General features: G+C 70.1%; 12 protein-coding genes. 5 read left to right on the top strand and 7 right to left on the bottom strand.

Annotation, left to right across the window (positions count from 1 at the left end):
- Positions 1-389: 389 nt before the first annotated feature.
- The 5 genes from ku to FG385_RS25145 are packed head-to-tail and all read right to left on the bottom strand — an operon-like array spanning position 390 to position 5,779.
- On the bottom strand, positions 390-1,283 hold the full coding sequence (gene ku / locus FG385_RS25165; protein ID WP_139099265.1) for a non-homologous end joining protein Ku: 894 nt from the start codon (positions 1,281-1,283) through the stop codon (positions 390-392).
- A 37-nt stretch (positions 1,284-1,320) separates the two neighbouring features.
- Positions 1,321-1,677 carry a hypothetical protein gene (locus FG385_RS25160; RefSeq protein WP_139099264.1) on the bottom strand — a complete coding sequence of 119 codons (357 nt, stop codon included), beginning with the start codon at positions 1,675-1,677 and terminating at the stop codon, positions 1,321-1,323.
- 53 nt (positions 1,678-1,730) lie between these two features.
- The gene (locus FG385_RS25155) at positions 1,731-4,046 is read right to left on the bottom strand and encodes a [protein-PII] uridylyltransferase (protein ID WP_139099263.1); all 2,316 of its coding nucleotides are present in this window, start codon (positions 4,044-4,046) and stop codon (positions 1,731-1,733) included.
- Between the two features lie 6 nt (positions 4,047-4,052).
- On the bottom strand, positions 4,053-4,391 hold the full coding sequence (locus tag FG385_RS25150; RefSeq protein WP_139099262.1) for a P-II family nitrogen regulator: 339 nt from the start codon (positions 4,389-4,391) through the stop codon (positions 4,053-4,055).
- Positions 4,388-5,779: an ammonium transporter gene (locus tag FG385_RS25145; protein ID WP_200834641.1), complete on the bottom strand. Its 1,392-nt coding sequence runs from the start codon at positions 5,777-5,779 to the stop codon at positions 4,388-4,390. Before FG385_RS25145 ends, FG385_RS25150 begins: the two co-directional genes overlap by 4 nt.
- Positions 5,780-6,127: 348 nt before the next feature.
- On the opposite strand from FG385_RS25145, the gene FG385_RS25140 reads away from it, so the two are divergent.
- Genes FG385_RS25140 through FG385_RS25120 form a run of 5 tightly spaced genes read left to right on the top strand, consistent with a single transcriptional unit; the run spans position 6,128 to position 10,201 of the window.
- Positions 6,128-6,961 (top strand): putative RNA methyltransferase, encoded by an 834-nt coding sequence (locus FG385_RS25140; protein WP_139099261.1) that lies wholly within the window; start codon positions 6,128-6,130, stop codon positions 6,959-6,961.
- Positions 6,958-7,557, top strand: a complete 600-nt coding sequence (locus tag FG385_RS25135) for a (2Fe-2S)-binding protein (protein WP_139099260.1) — start codon at positions 6,958-6,960, stop codon at positions 7,555-7,557. The genes FG385_RS25140 and FG385_RS25135 overlap by 4 nt, the downstream gene beginning before the upstream one ends.
- A 60-nt stretch (positions 7,558-7,617) precedes the next feature.
- Positions 7,618-8,907: an O-acetylhomoserine aminocarboxypropyltransferase/cysteine synthase family protein gene (locus FG385_RS25130; RefSeq protein ID WP_139099259.1), complete on the top strand. Its 1,290-nt coding sequence runs from the start codon at positions 7,618-7,620 to the stop codon at positions 8,905-8,907.
- Complete coding sequence (locus FG385_RS25125) at positions 8,904-9,383, top strand: CoA-binding protein (RefSeq protein ID WP_139099258.1); 480 nt, start codon at positions 8,904-8,906, stop codon at positions 9,381-9,383. Before FG385_RS25130 ends, FG385_RS25125 begins: the two co-directional genes overlap by 4 nt.
- 38 nt (positions 9,384-9,421) lie before the next feature.
- Positions 9,422-10,201 (top strand): MBL fold metallo-hydrolase, encoded by a 780-nt coding sequence (locus tag FG385_RS25120; RefSeq protein ID WP_139099257.1) that lies wholly within the window; start codon positions 9,422-9,424, stop codon positions 10,199-10,201.
- 81 nt (positions 10,202-10,282) lie between these two features.
- Here FG385_RS25120 and alc read toward each other — a convergent pair whose 3' ends face one another.
- Together alc and allB are read right to left on the bottom strand one after the other, a co-directional pair.
- Positions 10,283-11,284 carry an allantoicase gene (gene alc, locus FG385_RS25115; RefSeq protein WP_139099256.1) on the bottom strand — a complete coding sequence of 334 codons (1,002 nt, stop codon included), beginning with the start codon at positions 11,282-11,284 and terminating at the stop codon, positions 10,283-10,285.
- Positions 11,281-12,606: an allantoinase AllB gene (allB, locus tag FG385_RS25110; RefSeq protein ID WP_139099255.1), complete on the bottom strand. Its 1,326-nt coding sequence runs from the start codon at positions 12,604-12,606 to the stop codon at positions 11,281-11,283. The genes alc and allB overlap by 4 nt, the downstream gene beginning before the upstream one ends.
- Positions 12,607-12,608 lie beyond the last annotated feature (2 nt).

Raw genomic sequence — 12,608 nt, 5'->3', positions numbered from 1 at the left:
GCGGAGGTGCAGGCGCGGGGGGCCGACTTACTCTCGGCGGGAGCCGGACTCGCGGGCAGCGGGAGCCGGACTCACCCGCGGCGAAAGCCGGACACGCGGGAGGGGTGCTCATGCGGGTGGCTCGCCCCCTCGCCGAGCCACCCGCATGATCGCGCCGGACGCCACAAGGGGGCCGTACGCTCGCCGGAACCCCCAGAAACCTGGCGAACCGACCGTTGGACATCTCGACGCGATGGCCCTAAGCCTGCCCGGTCCCTGGGGTCGCCCGGCAGCGTGACAACACCCAAGTAGGCCTAGGTAGATCTACTCAACTGCAGTCGGCGCCGCCGGGCGCTAACGGTGGGACACGTCACGACGGGACACATGACGCGTATATCCGAAGATTTTTCTCAGCGCCGGGATTTCGGGGCCGACCGGGCCTTCGACGCGGCCTTCTTCGCGCCCGTCTTGGCCTCCGCGGCCTTCTCCTCGGCCACCTTCGCCCGCTTCACCGCCGGCGACTCGGCCTGGTCGGCGTCGGTGCGGGCCTGGGCGCTCTCCTGCAGCGCGGCCAGCAACTCCTCGACGCCCTCGTCCTGCTTCGCCGCGCTCGGCCGCATCACCTCACGGCCCTCGACCTTGGCCTGGATCAGTTCCTCCAGCGCCGCACCATAACTGTCGGTATACCGGCTCGGTTCGAAATTACCGGACAGGTTCTCGATCAGATTCGCCGCCGCCCTCACCTGTGGCAACCGGATATCGATATCGTCGTACAGGAACGGGAAATCGGGCGTCCGGACCTCGTCCGGCCAGTGCATTGTGTCGAGCATGAGCACCTGGCCCCGCACCCGCAGCGCGCCGAGCGTTTCCTTCTGCCGGATCGCGACCTTCACGATCGCCACCCGGTCGGCCTGCTGCAACGCCTCGCTCAGCAGCACATACGGCTTTGTCGCGGGTACTTCCGGCTCCAGGAAATAGCTTTTGACGAAGTACAGCGGGTCGAGCTGCCCCGATGGGACGAACCCGCAGATCTCGATCGAATGCCCGGTGGGCAACGGGAGCTCGGCCAGCTCGTCGTCGGAGAGCACGACGACGTCACCACCGGGCATCGTGTATCCCTTGCCGATCTCGCCCTGCGGGATCTCGGCACCGTCGACCTCGCACACCCGCTTGAGCCGGATCCGGCCGCCGTCGACCGAATGCAACTGGTGCAGTCCGGTGCTGTGGTCTTCGGTGGCGCTGTAAGCCTTCACCGGAATGGCCGAACTGCCGAATCCGATAGTGCCCTTCCACACGGTGCGCATTCGAAAAGCGTATCCACCGACCGGGCGGGGCTTATAGCTACAAACGGGCGTTCGGACCGGCGAATTCGGCCGCGATCCGGGCGAACGGCTCACTTTCGGAAAGCGCGTCCGCCGAATAGCCGAAAGCACCGGCCGCCGCCTGGAGTACCTGGGCGAGCGCGCCTACTTCCGGTGACGGCGCCGCGGCCAGCACACCCGCCTGGCCGTCCTCGACCCGCTCGGCCAACCGGGTGAGGGCGCTGGAGAGCAGGCGCTGCCCGGTCACGAGATCCGCGAGCACCACGCCGAGTTCGCCGACCGACATCTCCCCGGCGGCGTCCAGTTCGGCGGCGCAGGCACGGAGGTGGGAAGCGGCCACCGTGATCGGCAGGACGGTCGGCTCGAGCTCCGGCATGGCGGACATGCTGCCATGGCGATCACCGTTCTCCCGCGCGACACCCCGGTCGGTCACGAAGAAGCCGCGAGCACGACCTGCTCGACCCGCTGCCGCCAGGACCGGTCGAGACTCACCCCTCGCGGCGCGACGGCGAACGAGTCGACGACGGCCCCGCCGAGCGTGGCGACCTTCGCCCAGCGGACGTCGGCGTCACAGGACTGCAGCGCGCCCGCGACCCGGTACAGCAGGCCGATTCGGTCCGAGGCGCGCAGCTCCAGTACGACGTTGTTCGGCCCGGAGGTCTCGTCGTCGAACCACAGCACCTTCGGCCGCGCCACGATTCGGATCGGAGACTGGTAGTCCCGCTCCTTCGCGGCGAGCCTCTGCTCGAGCGCCAAGCCGCCCGCCATCGCCCGTGAGAACTGCTCACGCAGTAACGCGGTGTCCGGCAACGAGCCGAACTTGGGCGAGGCGACGAAGATCCCGGCGCGCCCGTTGCCGTGGCTGCGCAGCAGCGCGGTGTGCACCTCGAGCGAATGCAACGCGAGCACCCCGGCCGCCGGGGCGAGGAGCTCCACCCGCGCCGGCACGGCCACGACGACTGTTGCCATGTTGCCGTCGTGACTGATCGAGACCTCGGCGCGGCCCGTGCGCACCGCCGTCGCGACCAGTTCGCGCTGACGCGGGTCGAGCGGCTCGGGCGGGCTGAACCCGTTGCCCTGCATGACCTGCTTGCAGCGTGAGACCAGATTCTCGACGAGGCCGGCCTTCCACTCGGTCCACATGCCGGGGCCGGTCGCGAGCGAGTCGGCGATGGTGAGCGCGTGCAACAGTTCGAGCAGCACGACATCGTTGTCGACCGTCTTCGCGACACGATGCACCGTCGTCGGGTCCTCGGTGTCCCGCCGGGTCGCGGTGTGCGGCAGCAGCAGATGGTGCCGCACCAGCCCCGCGACCATGGCCGCGTCGGCGTCGGTCAGCCCGACCCGGCGGGCGACCTGCGCCGAGATCGCCGCACCCAGTTCGGAGTGATCGGTTTCGCGGCCCTTGCCGATGTCGTGCAGCAACGCACCAAGCAGCAGCAGGTCCGGTCGCGACACGGTGGTGGTCAGCTTCGACGCCTCGACACAGGTCTGGACCAGATGCCGGTCGACGGTCCACGCGTGCACCGGTGACCGCGGCGGCAGGTCGCGCACCGCGCCCCATTCCGGGAACAGGCGGGCCCACAGCCCGGTACGGTCGAGCGCTTCGACCGCGTCGATCAGCCCTTCGCCCGCACCGAGCAGTTCGGTGAGCGCGTCGCGCGCGTCCGCCGGCCACGGCGTGCGCAACTCCGGCGCGGAGTCCGCGAGCGCGCGCAGGGTGCCGTGGGCGATCGGCGCGCCCGTCCTCGCCGACGCCGCGGCCACCCGCAGCAGCAGTGCAGGATCCTTGGCGGGCACCGCGTCCCGCGCCAGAGCCACCTCGTTGCCGTGCAGCACAACGCCTTCGTCGAGCGGGGTCCGGCTCGGCCGCCGCCCGAAACGGCTCTTCGGCGGCTCCACAGTGGACCTGAGCGCGACGTCGACGGCGTAGCTGACCGTTCTCCCGGCACCGGCGAGCTTGCGGGCCAGGGTGAACCGGTCACCGAAGCCGAGCTCGGCGGCCACGAGTTCCGCGTCGGGCGCGCTCAGCACGTCCCGGTCGCGCCGCAGCTCCCGTCGCAGCTCGGTGCGGACGTCGAGCAGCAGTTCCTTGGCTTCACGCAGTTCGTCGCCGGGCCGGTCGGTCAGCTGGGCGACCGAAAGCGCGTCGAGCACGCCCAGATCCCGCAGCCCGCCCTTGCCGTACTTGAGGTCGGGTTCGGCGGACTGGGCGATCTCCCCGCTGCGCTGCCAGCGTTTGCGGGTCGACTCGACCAGCTCGGGCAGCCGCTTGCGCGCGATGCGGCGCCACTGTTCACGGGCCGCCGACGCGAGCCGCGCGGCGAGTTCGGTGTCCCCGGCGATGGGCCGGGCATCGAGCAGTCCCATGGCGGTCCGCAGATCCTCCGAGGCGACCTGCAGCGCCTCCGCCGGCGTGCGAACGGAATGGTCGAGGCCGATGCGCGCGTCCCACAGCGGGTACCACAACGCGTCGGCGATTTCGGCGACCTTCGGGTTCTGGTTGTGCACCAGGACCAGGTCGAGGTCGGAGAACGGGAGCAGTTCGCGCCGTCCGAGGCCGCCGACGGCGACCAGCGCGACACCGGGATCAGCGGTGTCGACGCCGGCCGCCGCCGCGGCCTTGCTGAGCCAGAACTCGTACAGGTCCACCAGCGCGGCCCGGAGCGCGGCGGCGCCGAGCCGGCCGTGGCGCCCTTCCAGCAGCCGGTTCGCGGCCTTCGCGAGTTCCCCCCCGAGAACCATCCGCGCCTACAGCGCGTCCGTGCCGCGTTCGCCGGTGCGAACCCGGACCACGGTCTCCACGGGCGTGACCCACACCTTGCCGTCACCGATCTTGCCGGTGTGCGCGGCGTTGACGATCGCTTCGATGACCTTCTCCACGTTCGCGTCGTCGGTGACGACCTCGACGCGGAGCTTGGCCACGAAGTCGACCGCGTACTCGGCACCGCGGTAGACCTCGGTGTGGCCCTTCTGGCGGCCGTAGCCCTGCACCTCGCTCACGGTCATCCCGAGCGCGCCGAGCTGCTCGAGCGCCGCGCGGACGTCGTCCAGGGTGAACGGCTTGACGATGGCGGTGATGAGCTTCATGCCTTGCTTCCTTCCAGTGCCGCGCCGTCCTTCGACGCCGCAACCGAACCCGGAGTGCTGCCACTGTGCCCGCCAAGAACGGACTGACCGAAGTCATACGCGCTTTCCGCGTGCTGCGCCTCGTCGATACCGGCGACCTCGTCCTCCGTGGAGACCCGGAAGCCGCCCGCGGCCTTGATGATGAAGCCGATGATGAGGGTGACGATGAACGAGTACCCCATCACCGCGAACGCGGCTATGGCCTGCTTGCCCAGCTGGCTCCACCCGCCACCGTAGAACAAACCGTCACCGCCGGCGGAGTTCACGCTGGAGCTGGCGAACAAGCCGATCAGCAGCGTGCCGGCGAGACCGCCGACCAGGTGCACGCCGACCACGTCGAGCGAGTCGTCGAAGCCGAACCGGTACTTGAGCGAGACCGCGAGCGCGCACACCGCACCGGCGATGACGCCGATCGCGATCGAGCCGAGCGGGGTGACGAAACCACACGCCGGGGTGATCGCGACGAGACCGGCGACGGCGCCGGAGGCGGCACCGAGGGTGGTGGGCTTGCCGAACTTGAGCTGCTCGACCAGGAGCCAGCCGAGCACGGCGGCGGCGGTGGCGACGGTGGTGTTGGTGAACGCGACCCCGGCGAGGTCACCCGCCGACAGCGCGGAACCGGCGTTGAAGCCGTACCACCCGAACCACAGCAGCGAGGCGCCCAGGAGGACGAACGGGACGTTGTGCGGGCGCCCGGTGTCCTTCGGCCAGCCCTTGCGCTTGCCGAGCACGATCGCCAGCGCGAGCCCCGCGGCACCGGCGTTGATGTGGACCGCGGTACCACCGGCGAAGTCGAACGCCTTGAGCTTGTTGGCGATCCAGCCGCCGAGTGCGTCGGGACCGATGAAGCCGTCGAACGAGAACACCCAGTGGGCGACGGGGAAGTACACGATCGTGACCCACAGGACCACGAACAGGCCCCAGCCCCAGAACTTCGCGCGGTCGGCGATCGAACCGGAGATGAGGGCGGGGGTGATGATCGCGAACATCAGCTGGAACATCGCGAACGCGAGGACGGGCAGGGCGTCCGAGCCCGGCCAGGCGACCGCCGGGCTGGTGTCGGTCGCCGCGGTGGCGTACCCGGCCAGTTCGCCCCAGGTGTGCGCGAATCCGGCGTGGTCGAAGTTGCCGATCAGCCCGCCGAACGCGTCAGAGCTGAACGACTCGCCGAAGCCGTAGAGCACCCACAAGACAGACACGATCGCCAAGCAGATGAAGTTCATCATGAGCATGTTGAGGACGCTCTTCGAGCGGACCATGCCGCCGTAGAAGAACGCCAGTCCTGGTGTCATGAGCATGACCAGCGCGGCGCTGGCCAACACCCATGCGGTGTCTCCTGCGTTCAGCACATTTTCCTCCCGGATCGAGTATTGCCCGGGAGTTTTGATTTCCGGTGTTTCGCCGGACGGCATGCCAGGTTTCGCGGATGTGAACTGTCCTCACGGCGTTGTTACGAGCACGTTTCCCGGAGACCGGCCTGTTATGTCGCTTCACGAAACGTTGCCGTCAGATACGGTGCGTGACCAGCTCACGGACGGCTACGGGTGCGCGCCGGCGCGCCGTCCGGGTACTCCTTTTGGCCACGTCAGGCGTGACCGTGAGTGTTGTGACGCGATGTGCATGCCGGTCCACGTCACCCGTGTTACCGACTTCCTCCAGGTTCGCGCGGCTCGCCGGGGAGCTGCGATCATGGGGCCATGACGCTCCCCGACGCCGTGGTTCAGGCGCTCCGGTGTTCGGTGTGCGGGGACCCGGTCGAGCCGGCCGGGCACGCGCTGCGGTGCCCGAAGCGGCATTCGTTCGATCTCGCGAAGCAGGGCTACGTCAACCTCCTGCATGCCAAGGTGCCCGCCGGGACGGCCGACACCGCGGAGATGGTGGCCGCGCGCGCCGAGTTCCTCGCCGCCGGGCACTACGCGCCGCTCGCCGATCTCGTCGCGCGGCAGGCGAAGACCTCGGGACTGATCGTCGATGCGGGGGCGGGCACCGGGTACTACCTCGCGCGGGCGCTCGAGCGGAACCCGGGCGCCAGCGGGCTCGCCTTCGACGTGTCGGCGACAGCCTTGCGCCGCGCGGCGAAAGCGCAGGAGCGCCTCGGCGCGGTGGTGTGGAACCTGTGGGAGCCGTGGCCGTTGGCCGGTGGCTCGGTCTCGGTACTGCTGAACGTCTTCGCGCCCCGGAATCCCGCCCAGTTCCACCGGGTGCTGCGGCCGGACGGGGTGCTCGTCGTCGTGTCGCCGCGAAACGGGCATCTTGGCGAACTGGCGTCGGTGGTCGATCTCCTCGACGTGGACCCCCGGAAGGAAGAACGGCTCGACAGCGGTCTTACCGGGCGTTTCGAGCTCGCGCACCGGGAGGATCACGTCCGGGGCTTGACGCTGTCGCCGGAAGACGTCCGGCGCGCGGTCATGATGGGGCCGACCGCTCATCACCCCCAGCGGCTGGCCGGGCTGGACCGGCTCCGGGACCCGGTCGAGGTCACGACGTCCTTCGTGCTCTCGGTTTACCGGCCGCGAAGGGTGGCGGAGTGACCGCGGTACCGGCGACGTCCATCACCGACCCGGCCTGGCTGCGGACGCAGATCGGCCTGGCAGCCCGGCGCTACGGTTGCGCGCGGCCCGCAGTGCTCGGCACCATCTGGTGGTATTCGGCGTCTTCGGTGCTGGTCGCGCCCACGGTCGAGGCGCTGGCGAAGGGCCAGGCGGTGGATCCGTCGCTGCCCGCGATCACCCTCGACGTCACGGACGACGGGAGGCTCCTCGATGCCCACGCCGCCCGGCCGCCGGCGGGCGAACTGGGCCCGGCGATGAGCGAGGCGCTCGAGTCCGCCATCGCGACGATCGAGCAGGTAACGGGCGCCCGCGCCCCCGCCCTGCGCGCCATCGCGACCGACTCGATCGCCAACCGGCTGCTGTGGGCGGGCGCGCCGGAACTCGCCGAGCCCCTGCTCGCTTCCATCGGCGGCCTGCCCAAGCCGCGCTATTTCGACGTCGGCCCGGCGAAGGTCGTCCACCGGGCATCCTGCTGCCTGATTTACCAGGTGGGCCAGCCGAAATGCGTCAGCTGCCCCCGCCAGCGACCCGCCGAGCGCGCCCGCCGCCTCCGCGCCGCCGTCACCGGGACGTGACCGGGCCTGGGCGCCGGGAATCGTGGCTTTGTGCCGGGCAACGTAGGTAACGTCCCTGGTGTGACTGAACGCAGCTGGGGCTTCCGCACTCGTGCCCTGCACGCAGGGGGCAGCCCCGACCCGGCGACCGGGGCACGAGCGGTGCCGATCTACCAGACGACGAGCTTCGTTTTCGAAGACGCGGCGGACGCGGCGAACCTGTTCGCCCTGCAGAAGTACGGCAACGTCTACAGCCGCATCGGCAATCCGACCGTGGCGGCGTTCGAGGAGCGCCTGGCCAGCCTCGAAGGCGGCATCGGCGGCGTCGCGACGAGCAGCGGGCAGGCCGCGGAGTTCCTCACGTTTTCCGCGCTGGCCGAGGCCGGTGAGCACATCGTCTCCGCGAGCGGACTCTACGGCGGCACGGTCACCCAGCTCGACGGCACGCTGCGCCGGTTCGGCGTGGACACGACGTTCGTGCCCGGGGACAGCATCGACGCGTACGCGGCGGCCGTCACCGACAAGACCCGGCTCATCTACACCGAGGTCATCGGCAACCCCAGCGGCACCATCGCGGATATTTCGGGTCTCGCGGAACTGGCGCATGCCCACGACATCCCGCTCGTGGTGGACGCGACGCTCGCCACGCCGTACCTGTGCCGCCCGATCGAACACGGCGCGGACATCGTGCTGCACTCGGCGACGAAGTTCCTCGGCGGGCACGGCACCACCCTCGGCGGCATCGTCGTCGAGTCGGGTGCCTTCAACTGGGGCAACGGCAAGTTCCCCCGGATGACCGAGGTCGTGCCCTCCTACGGCGGTCTCAGGTACTGGGAGAACTTCGGCGAGTACGCGTTCTGCACGCGGCTGCGGGCCGAGCAGTTGCGGGACATCGGCGCGGTGCTGTCACCGCATTCGGCCTTCCTGCTGTTGCAAGGCGTGGAAACGCTGCCTCAGCGGATGGACGCGCACGTGCGCAACGCGCAGGCGGTCGCGGAGTTCCTCGCCGCCGACGAACGGGTCGCGTGGGTCAGCTACGCCGGGCTGCCGGACCATCCGCACCACGAGCGCGCGCGGAAGTACCTGCCGCAGGGGCCGGGCGCGGTGTTCTCGTTCGGGGTCAAAGGCGGGCGCGCCGCAGGCGAGCGGTTCGTCGAGTCGGTCGAGCTGCTCTCGCATCTGGCCAACGTCGGCGACGCGCGCACGCTGGTCATCCACCCGGCATCGACGACGCACCAGCAACTGACCGATGAGCAGCTGGCGGCCGGCGGGGTCGGGCCCGATCTCATCCGGTTGTCGGTCGGGCTCGAGGACGTCGAGGACATCTGCTGGGACATCGACCAGGCGCTCGCGGCGGCGGTGAAGGAATGAGCGCCTGGACCCCGCCGACCGCGCGCGAACGCCAGGCGATCCTGAGGCGCACGAAGTCGGTCACGATCGTCGGTGCCTCCGACAACCCGGCCCGGCCGAGCCACTTCGTCGCGACGTACCTGCTGTCGTCGAGCCGGTATCAGGTGAACTTCGTCAACCCGCGGTTGAAGACGCTGTTCGGGCGGCCGGTGTACGCGTCGCTCGCGGACGTGCCGGAGGTCGACCTGGTGAGCGTGTTCCGCAAGCACGATGACCTCCCCGACGTGGCCGAGGAGGTCGTCAAGGCGGGTGCGCGGACGTTGTGGCTGCAACTGGGGCTGTGGCACGAACCGGTCGCGGAGCGGGCCCGGGAAGCCGGTCTGGACGTGGTGATGAACCGGTGCGTGAAGATCGAGCACGCGCGCTTCGCGGGTGGCTTACATCTCGCGGGTTTCAATACCGGCGTCATCAGCTCACGACGGCAAATGGCTCCGTAGAAAGGAAGAATCGTGATGTCCGAACGGTTGTTCCCACTATGAGTGAAGAGCTGCGGGTGACCTTCGTGGGCGGGCCCACCGCGTTACTGGAGATCGCGGGCAAGCGGCTGCTCACCGATCCGACGTTCAGCCCCGCGGGGGACTACGAGACCGCGCCAGGGCGGACGCTGACCAAGACCGAAGGGCCTGCCGTCCCGCTCGAGTCGCTGGAGCCCTTGGACGCGGTGCTGCTGTCGCACGACCAGCACGCCGACAACCTCGACCCGGCCGGTCGCGAGCTCGTCGGCCGCATCCTGCTGACGCTCACCACGGTGAGCGGCGCACGGCGGCTCGGCGGGACGGCGCAGGGCCTGCCCCCGTGGTCGGCGCTGGCGCTGGGACAGCTGGAGGTCATCGCCGTCCCGGCGCAGCACGGCCCGAAGGGTGCCGAAGGTGTGGTCGGCGAGGTGACGGGTTTCGTGTTGCGGGGCCGTGGCCTGCCGTCGGTCTACATCTCCGGGGACAACGCGTCGCTCGAGCAGGTACGGGCGATCGCGCGGCGGGTCGGCTCGGTCGATGTGGCGCTGCTGTTCGCGGGCGCGGCCAGGACTTCCCTGTTCGACGGCGCGCCGTTGACGCTGACCAGCGAGGCCGCCGCGGAGGCGACGCGCATCCTGAACGCGAAGATCGTCATCCCGGTGCACACACGGGGCTGGGCGCATTTCACCGAAGGCCCGGACGCCATCCGCAAGGCGTTCGCGAATGCCGGCCTGAGCGAGCGGTTGCGGGTACTGGAGCCCGGGGAGTCGATCAGGCTGGCGACCACACGCGGGAGCTGAACCTCGCTGGTGGACGCTTGAGGCGGACAAGGCGTGGGTGTCTGGTCGACGGGGACCGGGTCGATGAAGTCACCGTTGCCGTCACCGCGCCGCCTGGTAGCGGTCCACGAACTCCTTCCGCCCCTGCTCGGTCAGCCCGCCGTACAACCGCAGCCGGGCCATCCCGCCGTCCGGGTAGATGTCCAGGCGCACGTCCGTGATCTCGCGCGCCTGCTCGAGCGGGAAGCGGTGCCGGGTGTCCGGTTGCAGGCGGGTCCGCGGCAGCACCTCGAACCACTCCCCGCCGTCGGCGGATCCGCTCAGCGAGGCCCAGCCAGGCGCGTTTCCCTTGAAATGACTGGTGTCCAGCTCGACCAGCCGCGGCACGCCGGACCCGGCGAGCGCGATCTCCACCCAGTCGTTCCCGTCGTCGCGCCGGCGGGCGGTCTCCCAGCCCTCCCCCATCACCGAGGCGAAACCGGGCGAGATGAGGTTGCTCGGCGCGGAGTAGAACATGTTGCTCGCCGCGGTCACCCGCGCGCCGTTTTCGAGCGCCGCGAGGTCCAGCGCGCCCAGGTCGAGCAGGCGCGGGTCGGCGACCGGCGCGCCGTGCACGCGGAACCGCGCCACCCCGCCGTCGGGATGGATGGTCAGCCGCGCGTGCGTCCACCGCCGCGGCGAGGACACCTCGAAGAGGTTCTCGGCGTCGCCGGTCAGCGGCGACTTCGGCACCAGCGTCGTCCAGTCCAGTTCGGACAGTTCGGCCGGGCTCGGGTACCCCTCCACGGCGACGGCCTCGACCGAAGCGAACGGCGGGTAGTTGCCGGTGAAGAACGCGGTGTCGACGATCACGCCCGAGATCACCCCGGGCAGGCCGAGCCGGACGATCGCCTGGTCCGCGCCCGGTTCGCGACGGCGCCGCGTCTCCCAGCCGTCGTAGATCTGCCCTTTGTGCCCGAAACTCCACGGCTGGAACTCCGGCTTCGCGGGCTTGATCAGGTTCTCCCGCTCGGCGAACAGTTCGTCGTTGGCCCACACCACGCTGCCACCGACGCGCCGCGACGCGAGATCCGGTTCATTCGTCCACACCGGACGGTCGTTCACGCAACCCCTCCTCGTACCAGCAGTTCACCCTGCGGCTGTTCCCCGGTCTCCCGGCCGCGCAACCACGTCGAGCGCACGACCCCGCGCAGCGTCCGGCCGTGATAAGCGCTGACCGGGTTACGGTGCCGCAGGTTCGCCACGTCCACCACGAACTCCTCGTCCGGCGCGAAAACGCAGAAGTCGGCGTCCGCGCCGACCTCGATGCGGCCCTTGCGCTCGAGGCCGACCCTCGTGGCCGGTCGCTCGGCCATCCATCGCACCACGTCCGCGAGGGTGAAGCCACGTTCACGTGCCCCCGTCCACACCGCGGGCAGCCCGACCTGCAGGCTCGCTATCCCGCCCCAGGCCTCGCCGAAGTCACCGAGGTCCAACCGTTTCAGCTCCGGCGTGCACGGCGAATGATCGCTGACGACGAAGTCGATCGTGCCGTCGGCCAGGCCCTGCCACAGCAGCTCGCGGTTGCGCGACTCGCGGATCGGCGGGCAGCACTTGAACTGTGTCGCGCCGTCCCCGATCTCCTCGGCGCTGAAACTCAGGTAGTGCGGGCAGGTTTCGACCGTCAGCGCAACGCCTTCGCGCTTGGCCTCGCCGATCATCGCGAGCGCGTCCGAAGAGGACAGATGCAGGATGTGCACCCGCGCCCCGGTCCGCCGGGCCAGCTCGACGACCCGGGCGATCGCGATGGTTTCGGCGTCGGACGGCCGCGAATTCAGGAAGTCGGCGTAGTGCCGCCCGTGTGGCGGCGGGGCTTGCTCGATCGCTTCGGCGTCCTCGGCGTGCACGATCATCGTCGCGCCGAGCCCGGCCAGGACGCGCAGGTCGGCTTCCAGCTCCTCGGTGCCCAGCGGCGGGAACTCGTCCACGCCCGAGTACAGCAGGAAGCATTTGAACCCGAACACCCCGGCTTCGTGCAGCGCGGGCAGTTCCCTGCCGTTGCCCGGGATCGCCCCGCCCCAGAACCCGATGTCGACGTGCACGCGCCCCGCCGCGGTCTTGCGCTTGACGTCGAGAGCGTCGACGTCGACCGTCGGCGGCAGGCTGTTCAGCGGCATGTCGACGATCGTCGTGATGCCGCCGGCCGCCGCCGCGCGGGTCGCCGTCTCGAAGCCTTCCCATTCGCTGCGTCCGGGGTCATTGACGTGCACGTGGGTGTCGACCAGGCCGGGCAGCAAGACCTCGTCCTCGCCCAGTTCGACCACGCGCGAACCGACCAGATCGCCGTGCCGTGCGACGGCCACGATCCGCCGGCCGTCCACGCCCACGTCGCACGGCCCTTCACCCGCGGCCGTCACCGCCCGTCTCGCCCGGAACACCAGCTGCATCA

Origin of the sequence: Amycolatopsis alkalitolerans (assembly GCF_006152065.1) — a bacterium.
GTDB classification, from domain to species: domain Bacteria; phylum Actinomycetota; class Actinomycetes; order Mycobacteriales; family Pseudonocardiaceae; genus Amycolatopsis_E; species Amycolatopsis_E alkalitolerans.
This window is presented reverse-complemented; position numbering and strand designations above follow the sequence as displayed.